This window comes from Pseudarthrobacter sp. PvP090 (genome assembly GCF_040547365.1).
GTDB lineage: Bacteria > Actinomycetota > Actinomycetes > Actinomycetales > Micrococcaceae > Arthrobacter.
Genome location: NZ_JBEPPO010000001.1, coordinates 281,063 through 301,109, shown reverse-complemented (window position 1 = coordinate 301,109; position 20,047 = coordinate 281,063). Strand labels below are relative to the sequence as shown.

18 protein-coding genes and 1 tRNA gene are annotated in these 20,047 nt (G+C 66.9%); 15 read left to right on the top strand and 4 right to left on the bottom strand.

Annotated features, from left to right (window positions below; translation table 11 throughout):
• Nucleotides 1-149 precede the first annotated feature (149 nt).
• From ABIC21_RS01480 to ABIC21_RS01450, 7 genes are all read left to right on the top strand, one after another.
• Nucleotides 150-1,610 carry an FAD-dependent oxidoreductase gene (locus ABIC21_RS01480; protein WP_354348648.1) on the top strand — a complete coding sequence of 487 codons (1,461 nt, stop codon included), beginning with the start codon at nt 150-152 and terminating at the stop codon, nt 1,608-1,610.
• Between the two features lie 518 nt (nt 1,611-2,128).
• Complete coding sequence (locus tag ABIC21_RS01475; protein ID WP_354348647.1) at nt 2,129-3,529, top strand: GAF domain-containing protein; 1,401 nt, start codon at nt 2,129-2,131, stop codon at nt 3,527-3,529.
• 143 nt (nt 3,530-3,672) lie between these two features.
• The gene (exaC, locus tag ABIC21_RS01470; protein WP_354348646.1) at nt 3,673-5,196 is read left to right on the top strand and encodes an acetaldehyde dehydrogenase ExaC; all 1,524 of its coding nucleotides are present in this window, start codon (nt 3,673-3,675) and stop codon (nt 5,194-5,196) included.
• Between the two features lie 165 nt (nt 5,197-5,361).
• Nucleotides 5,362-6,372 carry an alcohol dehydrogenase AdhP gene (adhP, locus tag ABIC21_RS01465; protein ID WP_354348749.1) on the top strand — a complete coding sequence of 337 codons (1,011 nt, stop codon included), beginning with the start codon at nt 5,362-5,364 and terminating at the stop codon, nt 6,370-6,372.
• 16 nt (nt 6,373-6,388) lie between these two features.
• A complete protein-coding gene (locus tag ABIC21_RS01460) occupies nt 6,389-6,796 on the top strand; it encodes a DUF779 domain-containing protein (RefSeq protein ID WP_354348645.1) in 408 nt (135 codons plus the stop codon).
• Nucleotides 6,797-6,962: 166 nt separating this feature from the next.
• Nucleotides 6,963-8,534 (top strand): amino acid permease, encoded by a 1,572-nt coding sequence (locus ABIC21_RS01455; RefSeq protein WP_354348644.1) that lies wholly within the window; start codon nt 6,963-6,965, stop codon nt 8,532-8,534.
• A 126-nt stretch (nt 8,535-8,660) separates the two neighbouring features.
• On the top strand, nt 8,661-9,266 hold the full coding sequence (locus tag ABIC21_RS01450; RefSeq protein WP_354348643.1) for a TetR/AcrR family transcriptional regulator: 606 nt from the start codon (nt 8,661-8,663) through the stop codon (nt 9,264-9,266).
• Between the two features lie 51 nt (nt 9,267-9,317).
• Here the strand turns inward: ABIC21_RS01450 and ABIC21_RS01445 are convergent, their stop codons facing one another.
• Nucleotides 9,318-9,953 carry a DUF2461 domain-containing protein gene (locus ABIC21_RS01445; RefSeq protein WP_354348642.1) on the bottom strand — a complete coding sequence of 212 codons (636 nt, stop codon included), beginning with the start codon at nt 9,951-9,953 and terminating at the stop codon, nt 9,318-9,320.
• A gap of 276 nt (nt 9,954-10,229) precedes the next feature.
• Here ABIC21_RS01445 and ABIC21_RS01440 point away from each other — a divergent pair, with 276 nt between their 5' ends.
• Genes ABIC21_RS01440 through ABIC21_RS01425 form a run of 4 tightly spaced genes read left to right on the top strand, consistent with a single transcriptional unit; the run spans nt 10,230 to nt 13,687 of the window.
• The gene (locus ABIC21_RS01440) at nt 10,230-11,213 is read left to right on the top strand and encodes an ABC transporter substrate-binding protein (protein ID WP_354348641.1); all 984 of its coding nucleotides are present in this window, start codon (nt 10,230-10,232) and stop codon (nt 11,211-11,213) included.
• The gene (locus tag ABIC21_RS01435; RefSeq protein ID WP_354348640.1) at nt 11,210-12,052 is read left to right on the top strand and encodes an ABC transporter permease; all 843 of its coding nucleotides are present in this window, start codon (nt 11,210-11,212) and stop codon (nt 12,050-12,052) included. The genes ABIC21_RS01440 and ABIC21_RS01435 overlap by 4 nt, the downstream gene beginning before the upstream one ends.
• The gene (locus tag ABIC21_RS01430) at nt 12,049-12,822 is read left to right on the top strand and encodes an ABC transporter permease (protein ID WP_354348639.1); all 774 of its coding nucleotides are present in this window, start codon (nt 12,049-12,051) and stop codon (nt 12,820-12,822) included. The genes ABIC21_RS01435 and ABIC21_RS01430 overlap by 4 nt, the downstream gene beginning before the upstream one ends.
• A complete protein-coding gene (locus tag ABIC21_RS01425; RefSeq protein ID WP_354348638.1) occupies nt 12,812-13,687 on the top strand; it encodes an ABC transporter ATP-binding protein in 876 nt (291 codons plus the stop codon). Before ABIC21_RS01430 ends, ABIC21_RS01425 begins: the two co-directional genes overlap by 11 nt.
• 101 nt (nt 13,688-13,788) lie before the next feature.
• Here ABIC21_RS01425 and ABIC21_RS01420 read toward each other — a convergent pair whose 3' ends face one another.
• Nucleotides 13,789-15,288: a catalase gene (locus ABIC21_RS01420; RefSeq protein ID WP_354348637.1), complete on the bottom strand. Its 1,500-nt coding sequence runs from the start codon at nt 15,286-15,288 to the stop codon at nt 13,789-13,791.
• Nucleotides 15,289-15,312: 24 nt separating this feature from the next.
• Nucleotides 15,313-15,780 carry a Fur family transcriptional regulator gene (locus tag ABIC21_RS01415; protein WP_354348636.1) on the bottom strand — a complete coding sequence of 156 codons (468 nt, stop codon included), beginning with the start codon at nt 15,778-15,780 and terminating at the stop codon, nt 15,313-15,315.
• An 81-nt stretch (nt 15,781-15,861) separates the two neighbouring features.
• Here ABIC21_RS01415 and ABIC21_RS01410 point away from each other — a divergent pair, with 81 nt between their 5' ends.
• Nucleotides 15,862-17,133 carry an MFS transporter gene (locus ABIC21_RS01410; RefSeq protein WP_354348635.1) on the top strand — a complete coding sequence of 424 codons (1,272 nt, stop codon included), beginning with the start codon at nt 15,862-15,864 and terminating at the stop codon, nt 17,131-17,133.
• 51 nt (nt 17,134-17,184) lie between these two features.
• Nucleotides 17,185-18,057: a zinc metalloprotease HtpX gene (htpX, locus tag ABIC21_RS01405; protein ID WP_354348634.1), complete on the top strand. Its 873-nt coding sequence runs from the start codon at nt 17,185-17,187 to the stop codon at nt 18,055-18,057.
• A 654-nt stretch (nt 18,058-18,711) separates the two neighbouring features.
• On the opposite strand, the gene ABIC21_RS01400 is transcribed toward htpX, so the two are convergent.
• Nucleotides 18,712-19,203, bottom strand: a complete 492-nt coding sequence (locus ABIC21_RS01400) for a YajQ family cyclic di-GMP-binding protein (protein ID WP_354348633.1) — start codon at nt 19,201-19,203, stop codon at nt 18,712-18,714.
• 210 nt (nt 19,204-19,413) lie between these two features.
• On the opposite strand from ABIC21_RS01400, the gene ABIC21_RS01395 reads away from it, so the two are divergent.
• Nucleotides 19,414-19,668, top strand: a complete 255-nt coding sequence (locus ABIC21_RS01395) for a hypothetical protein (protein WP_354348632.1) — start codon at nt 19,414-19,416, stop codon at nt 19,666-19,668.
• 150 nt (nt 19,669-19,818) lie between these two features.
• Nucleotides 19,819-19,900: transfer RNA gene (locus ABIC21_RS01390), tRNA-Tyr, on the top strand.
• Nucleotides 19,901-20,047 lie beyond the last annotated feature (147 nt).

Here is a 20,047-nt window from a genome sequence, read left to right as displayed (position 1 = left end):
CTGCCTTTCGGCCCGGAGGCTCCCGGCGCCGGGCGCGGATCCCTGCGATGTCGGTCACCGGGGCGTACATACTGTCCCGCGGACATTTAGAATGGGGGATTGTGCGCTGCATGTGCAGGCGCCGTCGCTAAGACTCAGAAGGGCTTCCGGTGTCCAACTCGGCCGAAACCACGCCTAAAAGATCGCCTAAAAGAACGTCCAAACGTCCGCTCCGCGTTGCGATTGTCGGCGCCGGACCGGCCGGCGTCTACGCCGCGGACATTCTGACCAAGTCCAACGAGGTAAAGGACGGCGACTTCGAGGTCAGCATCGATCTCTTCGAGGCGTACCCGGCCCCGTACGGACTGATCCGCTACGGCGTCGCCCCGGACCACCCCCGGATCAAGGGGATCGTGAACGCGCTGCACAAGGTCCTGGACCGCGGCGATATCCGCTTCCTCGGCAACGTCACCTACGGCCGTGACCTGACCCTGCACGATTTCCGCGCCTTCTACGACGCCGTGATCTTCTCCACCGGCGCCATCAAGGACGCGGACCTGGACATTCCCGGCGTCGGACTCGAGGGGTCCTTCGGCGGGGCCGACTTCGTCTCCTGGTACGACGGTCACCCCGACGTCCCGCGCGACTGGCCGCTGGAGGCCAAGGAGATTGCCGTGATAGGCAACGGCAACGTGGCCCTCGACGTGGCCCGGATGCTGGTCAAGCACCCCGACGAGCTGCTCGTGACGGAAATCCCGGACAACGTCTACCAGGCGCTCAAGAATTCCCCGGTTACGGACGTCCACGTGTTCGGCCGCCGCGGGCCGACCCAGGTCAAGTTCACGCCGCTGGAACTGCGCGAACTCTCCCACGCCCGGGACGTCGACATTGTCCTGTACCCGGAGGACTTCGAGTTCGACGAGGCGTCGGACGAGGCGATCCGCGGGAACAACCAGATCCGCACCATGGTCAACACCCTGACCAACTGGCTTGTCGAGGAGCACGCGGAGGCCGAGAAGCCATCCTCCCGCCGCCTGCACCTGCACTTCCTGCACAGCCCGGTGGAGATCCATGACGACGCCGCCCACCCCGGCAAAGTCACCGGGATCAAGTTCGAGCGCATGCAGCTGGACGGCACCGGCAACGTCAAGGGCACGGGGCAGTACCTCGACTACCCGGTCCAGGCTGTCTACCGCGCGATCGGCTACCACGGCTCCCCGCTGGACGAACTGGAATACGACGCCCGCCGCGGCGTCATCCCCAACGAGGGCGGCCGGGTGCTCGACGCCGGGGGCAACCCCGTCCCGGGCATCTACGCGACGGGCTGGATCAAGCGCGGCCCCGTCGGACTGATCGGCCACACCAAGGGCGACGCGCTGGAGACCATCGGCTTCCTGCTGGAGGACCGGCTGAGCCTTCCGCCGGCGCAGAACCCGGATCCGCAGGCGATCATCGACCTCCTAGAGGAGCGCGGGATCGAATACACCACCTGGGACGGCTGGAACAGGCTCGACGCCGCCGAGCTGGCCCTCGGCGCGGAGTGGTCCGCGTCCGCGGAGGCCAACGGGATCGTGCGGGAGCGCATCAAGGTGGTTCCCCGCGAGGACATGGTGCGGATCTCCCGCGGCTGACCCCCGGCCCACTGCCCAGGCCACCCCACGCTGCCAGGATCCGCCCTCTCCATCCGCTCCGGTAGCAGCAAGCCCCGGCCGCCGAATGCGCTGCGGAAACGGACAGCCGCCACGCGGATCCACGTAGCGGCTGTCTGAATTCGGCGCGGAATGCGCGCGAGGGAAGCAACTCCGCGGTGTGGCAGAAGGGCCGGTAGCCCGCGCGGCGCAAGGTTTCTCATGACGCGCGAAAACGCTGGCGCTGCCGTATTCCGGCGTCGACAGCGCGTTTGCGCGTCGCGGAACTGGTGGCGCAGCGCGGGACCCATAGCGCGTCGTGGAGCAGGCGGCGCGTCGGACCCATAGTGCAGCGCGGAGCCGGGGTCGCATCGTGGGAGCCGATGCGCGTCGTGGAGCAGGCGGCGCGTCGCGGACGACGGCGGCGGGCGCTCGCTCTGGCGGGTGGCCGGAACGCCCCGTACACTGGACCGGACATGGCTGCCTCCGGTACGCCGTCGTGCCTGCCCGGTGGGAGTTCAATGAGGAATCCGATCCATCCGGCAGCGCTGTTCCCGCCAGCCGGCGGGGTCCCCGCAGCGCTGCGCCAGCAGTATGCCAGCGCCGGCCACGAGCAGCTGGATTCCCGGGGGCTTGTGTTCCCGGCCGATCTGCAGCTGCCCGGCCTCAGCAGCCTGATCCAGGAGTCGTGGCGGCGCTCGGCCCAGCTGCAGGCCAACCCGGACAACCCCGAGGCCCCGCTGGCCATGGACATCGAAGAACTCGAAGAGTACCGGCGCCAGCACCCGCTGGCCGCCATCATGCCGGTCATCCACAAACTCCTGGTCCTGCCCAGCCACGACAGCGGCATGCTGGTGGCCGTGGGCGACGAAGTGGGCCGGCTGCTCTGGGTCGAAGGGGATGCCGAGATGCGGCGCCGGGCCGAGGGAATGATGTTCGTTCCCGGGGCCGACTGGTCCGAGGCGACCGTGGGCACCAGCGCCCCGGGCACCGCCCTGGCCCTTGGCCGCGGTATCCAGATCTCCGGCGCCGAACACTACAAGCGCTCCGTCCACCCGTGGAGCTGCACGGCTGTTCCGTTCCATGATCCGGACTCGGGCGCCGTGCTGGGCGTTGTGGACATCACCGGCACCGAGTCCGCCGTCGCACCGCACACCCTGTCCCTGGTCGAGGCCACCGTGGCCGCAGCCCAGGCGCACCTGCGCGTGGAGCGGCTCCAGCTCGCAGCCGCCAAACAGTCCTCGCCGGCCCGACGGCGGGGCGCAGCCACCTCCGGGCCGGGCCGGGCCGCCACCTCCGGGACGGGCGGGGCGGCCGGCAGCCTGTACCGCAACAGCCTCCAGCTCCTCGGCCGGGACCAGGCGCTGCTCAGCATCGACGGCCGCACCGTGGCGCTGTCCGCCCGGCACAGCGAAATCCTGGCCCTGCTCAGCACCCACCCCGAGGGCCTCAACGCCGAGGAGCTGTGCGGCCTGCTGTACCCGGGGGGCGCTTCCACCATGACGCTGCGGGCCGAGATGGTCCGCCTGCGCAAGGTCCTCCAGCAGCTCAACCCGGCCGCCGTTCCGGAGTCGCGGCCGTACCGGCTGCCGCTGGACCTGGTGCCGGACTCCGGCCAGGTCCTGAACTGCCTGCAGCGCGGCGCCCACCGGATCGCGCTGGAGATCTACCGCGGCGCGGTCCTTCCCCGCTCCGAGGCCCCCGGCATCGCCGAGCTGCGGTCCCGGGTTTCCTCCCTGCTCCGCGACGCGGTGCTGACGGACGGCAGCGCCGAGTCGCTCCTGAGGTACGCCGAGCTGCCCGAGGCGAGGGACGACGTCGAGGTCCGGATCGCGGCGCTGAAACTGCTGCCGCCGCGCTCGCCCAAGCGCTCCGCGATTGTCGCTGACCTGGAACGGCTCGAGACGGAACTCAGCGCCTGACCCCAGTCACCCGCAGCAGCGACCGCAGAAGTGACCCGGGTCACGTGGTTGCAACCTGACTGCAACCTCCCTGCTCCTAGGCTGAACGCAACGGTGGCGCCGAGAACTGGCCGCCACTATCTTGCACAGCAAAGGAGCTAGCAATGACTGTTTACGCACAGCCCGGCACCGAGGGCTCGAAGGTCACCTTCAAGGACCGCTACGAGAACTGGATCGGCGGCGAGTGGGTCGCCCCGGTCAAGGGCCAGTACTTCGAGAACATCACCCCCGTGACGGGCAAGGTCTTCTGTGAGGTTGCCCGCGGCACCGCCGAGGACATTGAGCTGGCGCTGGATGCCGCCCACAAGGTTGCGCCGTCCTGGGGCAAGACCTCCGTGGCCGAGCGCGCCGCCATCCTGAACAAGATCGCCGACCGGATCGACGAGAACCTCGAGATGCTCGCCGTCGCCGAATCCTGGGACAACGGCAAGCCGATCCGCGAAACCCTCAACGCGGACATCCCGCTCGCCGCGGACCACTTCCGCTACTTCGCCTCCGCCGTCCGCGCCCAGGAAGGCCGGCTGTCCCAGCTCGACGAGGACACCACCGCGTACCACTACCACGAGCCGCTCGGCGTCGTCGGCCAGATCATCCCCTGGAACTTCCCGATCCTGATGGCCGTCTGGAAGCTCGCCCCGGCCCTCGCCGCCGGCAACGCCGTCGTACTCAAGCCGGCCGAGCAGACCCCGTCCTCGATCCTGGTCCTGATGGAACTCATCGGCGACCTGCTGCCGGCCGGCGTCCTCAACGTCGTCAACGGCTTCGGCGTCGAGGCCGGCAAGCCGCTGGCCTCCAGCCCCCGGATCCGGAAGATCGCGTTCACCGGCGAGACCTCCACCGGCCGCCTGATCAGCCAGTACGCCAGCCAGAACCTGATCCCGGTCACCCTGGAACTGGGCGGCAAGAGCCCCAACATCTTCTTCAACGACGTGGCCGACACCAACGACGCGTTCTACGACAAGGCACAGGAAGGCTTCACCCTCTTTGCCTTCAACCAGGGCGAAGTCTGCACCTGCCCCTCCCGCGCCCTGGTCCAGGAGGACATCTACGATTCGTTCATGGCCGACGCCGTGGCCCGGGTCGAGAAGATCATCCAGGGCAACCCGCTGGACACCGAAACCCAGCTCGGCGCCCAGGCCTCCAACGACCAGCTCGAAAAGATCCTCTCCTACATCGACATCGGCAAGCAGGAGGGCGCCAAGATTCTCACCGGCGGCGCCCGGGCCGAACTGCCCGGCGACCTGGCCGGCGGCTACTACGTCCAGCCGACCATCTTCGAGGGCCACAACAAGATGCGGATCTTCCAGGAGGAGATCTTCGGCCCGGTGGTGTCCGTGACGCGGTTCAGCGACTACAACGACGCCATGGGCATCGCCAATGACACCCTGTACGGCCTCGGGGCCGGCGTCTGGTCCCGCAACGGCAACGTCGCCTACCGCGCCGGCCGCGAGATCCAGGCCGGCCGCGTATGGGTGAACAACTACCACGCCTACCCGGCGGGCGCTGCGTTCGGCGGCTACAAGTCCTCCGGCATCGGCCGCGAGAACCACTCGATGATGCTGGACCACTACCAGCAGACCAAGAACCTCCTGGTCAGCTACAACGAGAACAAGCTCGGCTTCTTCTAAGCCGCACCAGGCCCGGGCGGGGCGGATCAGGATGGATCCGCCCCGCCCGCACCACTTGTGCACCTACGGGGAAGGACGCCGCCTCACTGCACACGCCCTCTTAGCTCCACCCACGCTCGATGACGCAAGGATTTCGCTATGACGACGACAACGACGACGACGACCATGCAAGCCGCAGTAGTAACCGAATTCGGCAAGGACCTGCAGATCCAGACCCTCCCCGTGCCCGTGCCGGGCCGGGGCCAGGCCCTCGTCAAGGTGCTGACCACCGGCGTCTGCCACACCGACCTCCACGCCGCGGAAGGCGACTGGCCGGTCAAGCCGACCCCGCCGTTCATCCCTGGCCACGAAGGCGTCGGCGAAGTGGTGGCCCTCGGTGAAGGCGTCACCGACCTGGCCGTCGGAGACCTGGTCGGCAACGCCTGGCTCTGGTCCGCCTGCGGCGACTGCCAGTACTGCCGCACCGGCTGGGAAACCCTATGCGAGGCGCAGCAGAACGCCGGATACAGCGTTGACGGCTCCTTCGGCGAGTACATGCTCGTGGACACACGCTTCGCGGCGCGGATCCCGGCCGGCTCGGACCCCGTGGAGGTGGCCCCGGTGCTCTGCGCCGGCGTGACCGTCTACAAGGGACTCAAAATGACCGAGGCCCGCCCCGGCCAGTGGGTCACGATTTCGGGCATCGGCGGGCTCGGCCACATCGCCGTCCAGTACGCGGTGGCCATGGGGCTGCGTGTTGCCGCGGTGGACATCGCCGATGACAAGCTCGCCCTGGCCAAGAAGCACGGTGCGGAACTGACCGTCAATGCCCTGCACGAAGATCCCGCCGAAGTCATTCAGCGCGAAACCGGAGGTTGCCATGGAGTCCTGGTCACGGCAGTGCACCCGTCAGCCTTCGGCCAGGCGATCGGCATGGCCCGCCGCGGCGGAACGATTGTGTTCAACGGCCTGCCGCCGGGCGACTTCCCGGCACCCATCTTCGAGATTGTGCTCAAGGGCCTGACCGTCCGCGGTTCCATTGTGGGCACCCGGCAGGACCTGCAGGAGGCGCTGGAGTTCTACGCCCAGGGCAAGATCCACCCCACGGTCTCCACCCGGGAACTCTCCGAGGTGAATGCCGTCCTCGACGAGATGAAGCACGCCAAGATCGACGGCCGCGTGGTCATCAAGTACTGATGAAGAAGGGACTCTGATGCCAACGACCAAGCTCGACGCCGCCGTCACCCTTCCCGGGGAGGACTTCTCCCGGGTGGCGCTCACCCCCGTGGCGGTGGAGCTGCTGCGCAAGATGTGGCTCCAGCACGGTCCGCTGATGTTCCACCAGTCCGGCGGCTGCTGCGACGGGTCCTCGCCGATGTGTTATCCCGCAGGGGAGTTCATCACCGGGGACTCGGATGTGCAGCTGGGACTGTTCGACATTTCCGACAGCCTGCAGCCGCAGACGATCGAGTTCTGGATGTCGAAAGAACAGTTCAACTACTGGAGCCACACGCACTTGACCGTGGATGTGGTGCCGGGCCGGGGGAGCGGTTTCTCGGTGGAAGCACCGGAGGGAAAACGGTTCCTGATCCGGTCAACGCTGATGGACTGGCCGGTCTAGATCTGGTCTAAATCGGGACGCACGAAGCTAGAGCGGGCCGTGCAGGGAAACCTGCGCGGCCCGCTTTTTGCGTCTCACAATGTGGGATAAAAATGGCCGTCCAGTGGATGGACACTACGATAGATAGGTCTGTTTCCAACAAGCTACCGAGATTGTGGACTTTTCTATGAACCTCTTCCGGACCAAATCGATCGAGCAGTCCATGTCGGACGCCGATGAACCCGGACGCCAGCTCAAGCGCTCGCTGAGCTCCTGGGACCTGATGATCATGGGCGTCGCCGTTGCCGTCGGCGCCGGCATCTTCTCGGTGGGCGCCAAGGCTGCAGCGAACTTCGCCGGCCCGGCCGTGACCCTGTCCTTCGCCATTGCCGCCGTCACCTGCGCGCTGGCGATCATGTGCTACGCCGAGTTCGCCACCGCGATCCCCGTGGCAGGCTCCGCCTACGTCTTCACCTACGCCACCATGGGTGAGCTGCTGGCCTGGATCATCGGCTGGAACCTCATTCTCGAGCTGTTCACCGCCGGCGCCGTGATCGCCAAGTACTGGGGCATCTACCTCAGCAAGGTGTTCGCGCTCATGGGCGTCGACATCCCGCCGTCGATCTCCCTGGGAGGCGTGGACCTCTACTGGGGTGCCTTCCTGATCGTCGCCGTGTTCACCGTCCTGCTGGTGCTGGGGACGAAGCTGTCCGCCCGCGTCGGCAACATCTTCACACTGATCAAGATCGGCGTCGTGCTCTTTGTGATTGTGGTGGGCTTCAGCTACGTGAAGTTCGAGAACTACGCCCCGTTCGTCCCGGCCTCCGAGCCGACCGGCGGGACCGGCGCCGCCGACGTCATGAAGCAGTCCTTCTTCGGCTTCCTGACCGGCGCCGCCCCGGCACAGTACGGCACGCTGGGCATCTTCGCCGGCGCCGCCCTGGTCTTCTTCGCCTTCATCGGGTTCGACGTCGTCGCCACCTCGGCCGAGGAAGTCAAGAACCCGCAGAAGACACTGCCCCGCGGCATCTTCGGCGGCCTCGCCGTCGTCACGGTGCTCTACATCCTGGTGTCCCTGGCGCTGACCGGCATGGTGTCCTATACCGAGCTGGCCGAGGCCGAGAACCCCACCCTCACCACGGCGTTCGAGGCCGTGGGCAACACCGATGCCGCCAAGATCATCGCCTTCGGGTCCCTCGTGGGCCTGACCACCGTGATCATGGTGCTGCTCATGGGCCTCTCCCGCGTGGTCCTCGCGATGAGCCGCGACGGCCTGCTGCCGCGCTCGCTGTCCAAGACCAGCACCATCCGTGCGACGCCGGTCCGGCTGCAGATCATCTGTGGCGCCGCGGTGGCGGTTGTCGCCGGGCTCACCAACGTGGACCTGCTCGAGGAAATGATCAACATCGGCACGCTGTCCGCGTTCGTGACCGTCAGCATCGGCGTCCTGGTGCTGCGCAAGAAGCGCCCGGACCTGAAGCCCGCGTTCCGCGTGCCGTTCGGCAAGGTGCTCCCGATCCTCTCCGCCGTCCTGTGCCTGTACCTCATGACCAACCTGGCCGTGGAGACCTGGATCTTCTTCGCCGTCTGGCTCGTGATCGGCATCGTCATCTACTTCTCCTACGGCCAGCGTCACTCCCGCCTGAACGAGAAGTTCGCCGAGGCCAAGGCGTCCGTCAACGGTCCCGCCGGCAAGGGCGCCGCCGTCGCCGACGCCAAAGCCACTGCTAAGGCCAACGCGGGAATCAACGCTAACTAAGGCGTCGGCGCCGCAGCCAACGCAGAGCAACGCGGGGTCACCTACGGCCCATTCCGACCCGTCGGATGGGCCGTAGGTGACCCCGCGTTGTAATTCGGGTATCGGCCCGATCCCTATGATGGAACCATGGCCCGCCCAGCACGACCGGAACGTAAAACAGAGCTGTTGGCCGCCATTCTGGACTACCTCATGGACAAGACCCTCGCGGAGCTCACGTTCCGGAGCCTGGCCGAGGGCCTGGGGGTCAGCAGTTATGTGCTCGTCTACCATTTTGGCCACCGCGAAGACCTGGTGAACGAGATCATCCGCACCATCGAATCCCGGCTGGACAGCATCCGGGCCACCGACGTGCAGGACATTGACCGGGACGCCTGGCGGGCGTTCCTGCTGGAGTCTTGGCGCTGGACCATGGCGCAGCGCAACCGGCACCTGGCCCGGCTTGAATTCGAGGCGACGGCGCAGGACATCGTGGCGGATTCACCCCGAGGAACGGCGCAGGAGCATTTCAGGATGCTGCACGAGAAGACCCGGGACTGGCTGGTGCTCCAGGGCATCCGGGAAGAGTTCGCCGACACCGACGCCCGGCTGTTCACCGCCGCCTTCTACGGGCTGCAGTTCGACTTCGTCGTGAACAACCAGCCCGAGGAAGCCAGCCAGGCCTTTGACCTGATGCTGCTGGTCTTCTTCAACAATCTGGACCGGCGCCTGGCCACCGACGGCGAGCACATCTGACCCGGACATCTGACCCGGCACAGCTAACGGGCGACGTGTCGCCGTTCTCCGTCAGGGTGCGGCGTAGCGGCCGATCCACTCCACCAGGGGCCGCAGCTGCTCCCAGCGCCGGGCCACCTCCCCGGCTGCGTCCGGTGTGGAGAGCCAGCCCGGCCGTCCCGCGTGCAGTCCGGCGGCGAGGGACTTGTGCTTCAGCAGCTCGGCGCGGGGGTGGTCCTTGGCGAAACCCCGGGGGACGGTTTTCAGGGTCTCGCCCTCCACCGTGAAGCCCAGGGCCTCGACCTCACTGACGATCTTCTGCAGGACTGCGCCGCTGGACGGTGCGTCCACCGCGCTGCGGAAGCGCGCCAGCTGGGCCGGTGTGTGGGTGTGGTAGCCGCCGCCGATGAGCAGGCCGTCGGCGTCGAGCTGGATATAGAAGCCAGTGCCTTCGGCAACGGAGGCGACGGCGCCTTGGGCAGTCTTGTAGGGGGACTTGTCCAGGGAGAACCGGATGTCCCGGTTGGGGCGGAAGAGCTTGGCCGCGCCGAACTCCGGCTCCAGGGCGGCCAGCAGCCCGGTCAGGGGTTCCTTGACCGCGGCGTCGTAGGTGGATTTGTGCTCCAGCCACCAGTCGCGGTTGTTGTTGTGTTCCAGCTCCGCATAGAAATCGAAGGCGGCATCAGGGATGCCTGCAAATGGGGTCATGTGTGCATCCTAAGGACTCGTCGGGCCTGACGGCGAGGAGTGCCAGCCTTATGTGGAAAACGCGGGCACCCCGCCACGGGCAACGTGACGGACGGAGGATCCCGTCCCCTCAAGACCCCCGTGGACGCCCCCGTCTCAGAGCTGTAACAATGAGCCGGACGTGGTTGACCTCACATGAGGAATAGATCAGACTTAATTTGAACGTCTGTTCGAACAGCGAACATTTGGGGCCTGGGGGCTTGTCACTCCCATGCCAATGGGCACATAGGAGTGAACATGAAACGTCGTTTTATTGCCGTCTTGGCGGCCGCCTCCGTTCTGGGACTGTCGGCCTGCGGAAGCGGCTCGCCCAGTTCCACTGGAGGGACCGCCACGGGCGGCGCGGGCGGAGATTCCGGCCTGACCAAGGTCAGCGTCGGTGTGATTCCGATCGTCGACTGCGCACCCATCTACCTCGGCGACAAGCAGGGCTTCTTCAAGGACGAGGGACTCCAGCTGGACATCCAGACCGCCACGGGCGGCGCGGCGATCGTCCCCGGCGTCGTCAGCGGCAGCTTTGACTTCGCCTTCTCCAACCTGATCTCCGTCATGATCGCCAAGGACAAGGGCCTTGACCTGAAGTTCGTCGCCAACGGCGCCTCCACCACCGGTGAGATCGGCAAGGACATCGGCGGCGTCGTCGTACCGGCCGGGTCGGACATCCAGTCCGCCAAGGACCTCGCCGGCAAGACCGTCTCGGTGAACAACCTCTCCAACATCGGCGACACCACGATCAAGTCCGTCATCGAAAAGGACGGCGGTGACCCCAACAGCGTGAAGTTCGTTGAGGTGGCCTTCCCGGACGCCCCGGCGGCCCTGGCCAACAAGCAGGTGGACGCGGCCTGGATCCTGGAGCCCTTCCTGTCCAAGGCCGTGGCTGAGGGCGGCAAGGTGGTCTCCTGGAACTTCGTCGAGATGCACCCGGAACTGGACATTGCCGGCTACTTCACCAAGGCAGACACCATCACGGGCAAGGCCGAGCTCACGCAGAAATTCACCCGCGCCATGAACAAGTCGCTCGAATACGCGCAGCAGCACCCGGAGGAAGTCCGCGACATCGTGGGCACCTACACCAAGATCGACGAGGCTGCCCGGGCTGCGATCGTTCTGCCGCGGTACCGGGTCGAGTTCAACCCGGACGCGTTCAAGACCCTCGGCGACGCCGCCGCCAAGTACGGCACGCTGACCAAAGCTCCGAACGCAGACGAACTCCTCCCGTGAGTTCCAAGACACTGACCTCCGGTGCTGCCGTCCCGAAAGTGGAGCGGCAGCACCGGCGGGCCCGCAAGATACCAGCGAAGCAACTGCTCGGCCTCGCTGGGATCCTCGGATTCCTGCTCACCTGGGAACTCATTCCCCGGCTCGGCATCATCGACCCCGCCTATTTGCCGCCCGCAAGTGAGGTCATTGCCGCGCTGGTGGTCGATTTCGGGCTCACGGCCTTCTGGGTTGCCGTCTACGAGACCATGAAGGCCTGGTTCCTGGGCCTCCTGATGGCCGTGGCGGCAGCCGTGGTGCTCGGCTTCATCATCGGCTCCAGCAACTTCCTGCGGAAGGCCACCAACTCCACGATTGAATTCCTGCGCCCCATCCCGTCGGTTGCCCTGATTCCACTGGCCGTGCTGATGTTCGGCGTGAAGATCGAGTCGTCGCTGCTGCTGATCGTGTACGCCTGCTTCTGGCAGGTCCTGATCCAGGTGCTCTACGGCGTCGCCGACGTCGACATGGTCGCCAACAACACGGCCAAGACGTACGGCCTGGGCAGGATGGCCCGGATCCGCCACGTCGTCTTTCCCACCGCACTGCCCTACCTGATGACCGGTGTGCGGCTCGCAGGGTCGGTGGCGCTGGTTCTGGCCATCACGGCGGAACTCGTGATCGGGTCCCCGGGGCTCGGCCGGGAAATCGCGCTGGCCCAGTCGGGCGGCGCAATCTCCGGCATGTACGCCCTGGTGCTCGCCACCGGCCTGATCGGTGTGCTGATCAACATGCTGATGCGCTTTATCGAAAAGAAGACCCTGGCCTGGCATTCGTCGGTCCGTTCCGAGGTGATCGTATGAAAACCCTGAAGAATCTCGGCTACCTGCTGGGGCTGCCGCTGCTGCTGATCCTGATCTGGTGGGCGGCCACCCTGGAGTCGGTCAACTTCTTCGTTCCCACCCCGGCCAGCTTGGTCGAAACCTTCGCCGAGGTCTGGTTCGGCGAGCGTATCTTCACGGATGTGCTCCCCAGCATCGGGCGGCTCGCGGTGGGCGTCCTCGCGGCGATCGTGATCGGCGTCGTCGGCGGGGTCCTGATCGGATCGGTCAGGTGGCTCCGGTCGCTGCTGGAGCCGACGCTGGAGTTTTTCCGCGCCATCCCGCCCCCGGTCCTGGTGCCGGTCCTGATGCTGCTCATGGGCATCACCGACACCATGAAGGTCGTCGTCATCATCTCCGGCTGTGTCTGGCCGGTGCTGCTGAACACGATCGAGGGAGTACGCGCCGTCGACCCGGTGCTCTCCGACTCCACCCACACCTACGGCATCAACGGCTGGGCCCGCGTCCGGTACCTGGTGCTGCCGTCCGCCAGCCCGCAGATCATGGCCGGCGTGCGCCAGTCGATGTCCCTCGGGCTGATCCTGATGGTCATTTCCGAAATGTTCGCCTCGTCCTCGGGACTGGGCTTCGCCATCGTCCAGTTCCAGCGTTCCTTCTCCATCCCGGAGATGTGGTCCGGCATTGTGGTGCTCGGGCTGCTGGGTGTGGGCATGTCATTCATCTTCCAGTGGGCCGAGCGGAACATCCTGCGCTGGTACCACGGCCAGAAAGAGGTAGAAAATGCAGCCTGACCCAACTCACGCGGCCCCGGAGGCGATGCTCTCCGTCCGCGGGCTGAAGAAGGTGTACCAGAGCGACGGCGGCGACGTGGAGGCCGTGCGGAACCTCACCTTCGACCTGCGCGCGGGGGAGCTGGCGTGCCTGGTGGGGCCCTCCGGGTCGGGCAAGACAACGCTGCTCAAGTGCATCTCCGGGCTGATGGCCCCCACCGAGGGCGAGGTGCTCCTGGACGGCAAGCGGGTGTCCGGACCGCCGAAGAAGATGGCCGTGGTGTTCCAGGAATACGGACGCTCGCTCTTCCCGTGGATGCGCGTGCGGGACAACGTGGAGCTGCCGCTGAAAAACCAGGGTGTCCCGAAGGCCGAACGTGACCGGCTTGTGGATGAGGCCCTTGAGGCCGTGGGTTTGTCCCATGTCCCGCGGTCCTACCCGTGGCAGCTCTCGGGCGGCATGCAGCAGCGCGTGGCGATCGCCCGCGCCATCGCCTACCAGCCCGAGGTCCTGCTGATGGACGAGCCGTTCGCCGCCGTGGACGCCCAGACCCGGGCGGACCTGGAGGACCTGATCCGCACCGTGTGGAAGAAGCTGGGCATCACCGTCCTGTTTGTCACGCACGACATCGACGAATCCGTCTACCTCGGCGAGCGGGTCATCATCCTCTCGAGCTCCCCGACGGTGGTCCAGGAAGACATCACCATTGACCTGCCCGAGGAACGCGACCAGCTGGAGACCCGGTCCCTGCCGCGCTTCACCGAACTGCGCCACCATGTGTACGAGCAGATCCAGCTCGCCAAGAAGGGGCACCGCCCGGCCGCGGCGGGAGGCGCCGGCGCAGGCTCGACGCCGGCAGCCGCCTCGGGCGCGGACGTCGCCTAGACCGTAAAGCCAGTAACGCCGCTAACAGCAGCAAAAAGAACACCCCGCCGCGGATGAAAATCCGTGGCGGGGTGTTCTTTTTAGCGCTTGGAGCGGGCCGATCAGACCTTGTTGGCGGCCTCGGCGTCGGACTCGACCTGGCCGGCACCCAGGTTGGCGCGCAGCTTGGCGCCGAACTCGGCGTCGACGTTGGTCCAGTACTGGATGGCGCGTTCCTTGATCTCGGCGTTCTTGACGCCGCTGACGGCACCGGTGACGGTGTCCAGCAGGCGGGCCTTGGCGCCGTCGTCGAACACTTCGCGGTACAGCGTGCCGGCCTGGCCGAAGTCGCCGTCCTCGGCGTGCAGGGAGTGCGCGGAGAGCGTGAGCTCGCCGTCGTTCTCCCAGCCTCCGGCCGGGTTCAGCGGCTCCACGGCAGCCGGGCCGCCGACGGAGTTCGGCGCGTAGACCGGAACGGACGGGGCGTTGAAGTGGTACCGGCCCTGGCCGTCCTGGCTGTAGTTGTTGACCTGGTTCTTGGGCAGGTTGACCGGCAGCTGGGCGTGGTTGGTGCCCACGCGGTAGCGGTGCGCGTCGGCGTAGGAGAAGATGCGGGCCTGCAGCATCTTGTCCGGCGACGCGGCGATGCCCGGCACGAAGTTCGACGGCGCGAAGGCGGCCTGCTCGATCTGCGCGAAGTAGTTCTCCGGGTTCCGGTTCAGCTCCATGGTGCCGACCTTGATCAGCGGGTAGTCCGCGTGCGGCCACACCTTGGTGAGGTCGAACGGGTTGAAGCGGTAGGTCTTGGCATCCTCGTACGGCATGACCTGGACGTGCAGGTCCCAGGAGGGGAAGTTGCCGGCGGCAATGTTCTCCTGCAGGTCGCGGATGTAGAAGTCGCCGTCGGCGCCGGCCAGTGCCTCGGCCTCGTCGCCGGTCATGGAGTTGACGCCCTGGTTGGACTTGAAGTGGTACTTGACCCAGAAGCGCTCGCCCTCGGCGTTGATCCACTGGTAGGTGTGCGAGCCGTAGCCCTGCATTTCACGCCAGGAGGCCGGGAGGCCGCGGTCGCCCATCAGCCAGGTGACCTGGTGCGCGGACTCGGGGGACAGGGTCCAGAAGTCCCACTGCATGTCGGCGTCGCGCAGGTGGGTGCCCGGGAGGCGCTTCTGCGAGTGGATGAAGTCCGGGAACTTGATGCCGTCGCGGATGAAGAACACCGGGGTGTTGTTGCCGACGAGGTCGTAGTTGCCCTCGGTGGTGTAGAACTTCACGGCGAAACCGCGGGGGTCGCGCCAGGTGTCGGGGGAGCCTGCCTCGCCGGCGACGGAGGAGAAGCGGATGAGCATCTCGGTCTCGGTGCCCGGCTGGAACAGCGCGGCCTTGGTGTACTTCGAGACGTCGTCGGTGGTCGTGAAGGTACCGAACGCGCCGCCGCCCTTGGCGTGCACCACACGCTCCGGCACGCGCTCGCGGTTGAACTGCGCGAGCTTTTCGATCAGGTAGTGATCGGTGAGGATGATCGCGCCGTCAGCACCGACGGACTTCGAGTGGGCATCGGACGTGACCGGGGCACCGGACTGTGTTGTGGACACGGCGGGCGCAGAGATGTTCTGAGTCATCGTTCTCCTATTTCTTGGTTGTACTTATTTACGTTCGGAGGGAAGTTGTTGGGTGCGCTGGCATTCCTGGCAGATGCCCTGGTACAGCACGTCGGCGATCTGGATGGTCATCGGCCTGGCGTTCTCGTCCCAGCTCGGCGTCAGGCAGGGCGCATGGCCGACCGCGCATTCGACGTCCTCCACCCGGCCGCAGCTGATGCAGACGGCGTGGTGGTGGTTGTCGCCCACCCGCGTCTCGTACAGGGCGGGGGAGTGCGGGGGCTCGAAGCGGCGCAGCATCTGCAGGTCGGTCAGGTCGCCCAGGACCACATAGACGGACTGCGCGGTCAGCTCGGGCAGATCCTGGCGGGCGGCGGCGAGGATGTGCTCGGCGGGGGAATGCGGGTGGTGTTCGACGGCGGTGAGCACGGCCAGCCGCTGTTTGGTCACCCGGCGGCCGTGGGCACGCAGGGCGGCAGCCCATGCTTCGTGGGTGCCCGTCGAATCCGTCATGCCCCCATTCAAGCACCTATTATGAGTCGATCATAATAAGGCGCGCCTATGACGCCGCTCCGGCGCCACTAGAGTATCCGGGTGGGGAAATATCTGGCGGACATCACGCCCTTGCGCGAGAGTCCGGCGTTCCGCCGCCTGTGGCTGGGATCAGCCGTCGCAGCCCTGGGCAGCCAGCTGACCCTGGTGGCCGTGAGCCTGGAGGTCTACCGGCTCACCCAGGACAGCCTCTACGTGGGCCTGCTGAGCATCTTTGCCCTCGTCCCGCTGGTCTTCGGCGGACTCTTGGGCGGCTCGATCGCGGACGCCCACGACCGCCGCAAGGTGGCGCTGCTGGCCTCCTCGGTGCTGTGGCTGACCACCGCCTGCCTGGCCCTGCAGGCCTGGCTGCAGCTGGGGAATGTCTGGGTGCTGTACGTCCTGGTGGCGGTGCAGAGCGGCGCGCAGGCTATCAACCAGCCGGCCCGCAGCGCCATCATCCCGCTACTGGTTCGCAAGGAGCTCCTGCCGGCCGCCAACGCGCTGAGCATGATCAGGTTCGGCCTGACACTGACCGCCGGGCCCCTGCTGGCCGGCCTGTTGGTGGCCACGGTCGGCTTCGCCTGGACCTACACGATCGACGTCGCCACGTTCGCCTTTGCCTTGTGGGCGCTGCTGAAGCTGCCCGCCATGCCGCCGGGGGAGCATGCGCGGCCCGCGGGGCTGCGGTCCGTCGTCGAGGGCTTCCGCTTCCTCGGCACACGCCCCAACCTGCGGATGACCTTCATCATCGACCTCGTCGCGATGATCTTCGCCCAGCCCCGGGCGCTGCTGCCCGCGATCGGCGCCGTGATGATCGGCGGCGGCGAAGCCACAGTGGGCATCCTCCTGGCCTCCACCGCCGTCGGCGCCTTCCTGGCCGGCCTCTTCTCCGGCCCGCTGGGGGCGGTGCGGCGGCAGGGCGCCGCCGTCGTCTGGTCCGTGATGGGCTGGGGCGCCTCGATTGCCGCCCTCGGCCTCGTCGTCGTCCTCGCCGGGGACTCCGGCGCCGCCGGCGTGACGTGGTGGCTGCTGCCCGCGGCCCTGTGCTGCGGGCTGGCCGGCATCGCCGACTCCGTCAGCGCCGTCTTCCGCACCACGATCCTGCAGGCGTCCACGCCGGACCACCTGCGCGGCCGGCTGCAGGGCGTCTTCATTGTGGTGGTGGCCGGAGGACCACGGGTGGGGGACATGCTCGCGGGCGGTGGGACTAAGATTCTGAGTGAGGGCTGGGTCCTGCTTTTGGGCGGCCTGTTGTGCATCGCGGTGGCCTGGGCCGTGGCGCACTGGCAGTCGGGCTTCCTGAAGTACGACGCGCGGAACCCGGTGCCCTAGCGGGACGTATTTCTTGTGCGGGTCGATATTGGGACGACTTCGGGAGGAACAGTGCATCAGCATCACAACGGACTGAAGACCGCGGCCCTTTTCGGTGTGCTGTGGGCCGTGCTGCTGGGCCTCGGCGCGCTGATGGCCTCCAGCATGCGCAGTGCCGCGCCGATCTGGATCATGGCGCTGGTCGGTGTCGCCACGACGGCCTACGGCTACTGGAACAGTGACAAGCTCGCGATCCGGGCCATGCAGGCCTTTCCCGTGACGGAGGCCGAGGCGCCCCAGCTCTACCAGATCGTCCGGGAGCTCTCCGCCACGGCCCAGCAGCCGATGCCGCGGATCTACCTCTCGCCCACGATGGCCCCGAACGCGTTCGCCACCGGACGGAACCCGCAGAACGCCGCGGTGTGCTGCACCGAAGGCATCCTCCGGCTGCTCGACGCCCGGGAGCTCCGCGGCGTGCTGGGCCACGAGCTGATGCACGTGTACAACCGGGACATCCTGACCTCCTCGGTGGCGGCCGCCGTCGCGGGTGTCATCACCTCGGTGGCGCAGATGTTCCTGATTTTCGGCGGCGGCGGGGACCGGCGCAACGCCAACCCGATTGCCGCGATCGCGATGGCGCTGCTGGCACCGTTTGCCGCCTCGCTGATCCAGATGGCCATCTCCCGCACCCGTGAGTTTGACGCCGACGAGGACGGTTCGAAGCTCACCGGAGACCCGCTGGCGCTCGCCTCAGCCCTGCGCAAGATCGAGCAGGGCGTCCAGCTCGCGCCGCTGCCGCAGGACCAGCGGCTGGTCAACGCCTCGCACCTGATGATCGCCAACCCGTTCCGCGGCGGTGGGGTCGCGAAAATGTTCTCCACGCACCCGCCGATGAGCGAGCGGATCGGCCGGCTGGAGCGGATGGCGGGCCGGCCCCTGGGTTAGTCCGCGGGTTCGACCGCTTGTGCGGATGGCGGGCCGGCCGCTGGGTTAGTCCGCGGGTTCAACCGTTTATGCATCCGTCCGGGGGCGCTTTGGGCCCGGATTTCGACGGCGGCGCCTCAGCTGACGGCGTGTCCGCGCCAATGTGCCCCCGGAGCGCGGACGGCCCCGCGAACCGAGGGGCTGTTGTGCCGCGGCTGGCGCTTGGGGGCGAGGGTGGGTACCTGGTGCCAGGCTGGCGGCTTTGCTGTGTGCGGGCGTGTCCGCGCGGGCCGGGGTGCATCCGTCCGGGGGGCACTTTGGGCACGGATTTCGACGGCGGCGCCCCAGTTGGCGGCGTGTCCGCGCCAATGTGCCCCTGGAGCGCGGGCGGCCCCGGGGGACCTCTGGATCTGGGGGCCCAGGGGCCAGGGGTCCGCGGGATGCGAGATGCCCGGTTTCGGCGTCGCGGGTGACTCGGGACCCGGCTGCGCGACGCGCAACTGGTTCCATGACGCGCCAAAGGGCTGTCGACGCGGGTATAACCGGTGCGAGAGCCCCTTAGCGCAGCCTGAGAAAATTAGCGCATCGTCAGGACCTTAGCGCATCGTCAGGACCTGAGCGCATCGCCAGGACCTTGGCGCAGCGTCAGGACATTTGCGCCGCGAGGAGGTGCTTCTAGCTGCGGAAGTTCACGAACTGCAGGTCGGCCTCGTCGAAGCCCTTCAGCAGGTTCATGGTCTCCTGCAGGTCGTCGCGGGACTTCGAGGTCACGCGGAGTTCGTCGCCCTGGATCTGCGACTTGACGGACTTGGGTCCCTCGTCACGGATGAGCTTGTTAATCTTCTTCGCGAGGTCCTGCGCGATGCCCTCCTTGATGGTGGCCTCGAGCCGGAACTCCTTGCCGGACGGGTACGGCTCGCCCGCGTCGAGGGACTTCAGGGAAATGCCGCGGCGGATGAGCTTGGACTGCAGCACGTCCAGGACCGCGAGCACACGCTCTTCGGAGTTGGCCTTCATCAGGATCTTCTCGTCGCTGAAATCGACCTCGGCGCCGACGCCCTTGAAGTCGTAGCGCTGGACCAGTTCCTTCTGCGCCTGGTGCAGCGCGTTGGCGACCTCCTGCTTGTCGACCTTGCTGACGACGTCGAATGTGGATTCGCCTGCCATGACTGTCCTCCTGGTGGTTGGGGGGGCCCGGTGAGGGGCCTTTGTGTCTGCAATCCAGCCTAGTACGGATGCCCCTGATGTGAAGGCCGGCGGGACGTTGTCGCCTTCACAGTCCCGTTCACAGTCCGCTCAAAGCTGAGTCAGGGCGGGAACGAAGTTTCGGGCGGCAGAGTTGCAGGAGTTGGAAGAGTCGCTCGAAAGGTACAGCTCATGCAGAACAACGCCGGCCGGTCCGTCATCCGCTCCACGGCAGCAGCCGTCGGCGGTATCGCCGCCGCCGCGACCTCGGTGGCGGCCGCGACGCTGGCGGCCTCGATCATCTTCAGCCCGGCTGCGGACGCCTCGTCGAGGCTGGACGGCGTCCACGCCGATCTGGCCCGCGCCGTCCAGCTGAACCAGATCACGGAGGAGCAGGCGGCAAGGTTTGAATCAAAACTCGCCGGCCGCATCCTGGGAGAAGCCTGATTTCCCGGGCTTTTTTGGGCCTAAAAGCGCCGATTCGATTCTTCGGCAGAAGTTCTGTAAAGTTGTCTTGCCCGCGGTTACTGGAAGCGGAACGGACTGGAAACAGGCGTTCTGACGATGGAGGCCGCGAGTGATCTTCTTTTGAAGTTCGGCAGATTACCCGAGCGGCCAAAGGGGGCTGACTGTAAATCAGCTGGCAACGCCTACGGGGGTTCGAATCCCTCATCTGCCACCCTTGGAAGAGCCTCCGGAACCACCAGGTTCCGGAGGCTTTTTCTTTTCCCGCCTCAGACCGGAGCGCCCGCCAGGACCCAGTTTCCGCGCCTGTTTCAGACGCGGGGCGCGGATTCGGATGGCGGCACGCCGGATCCGCGTAGCG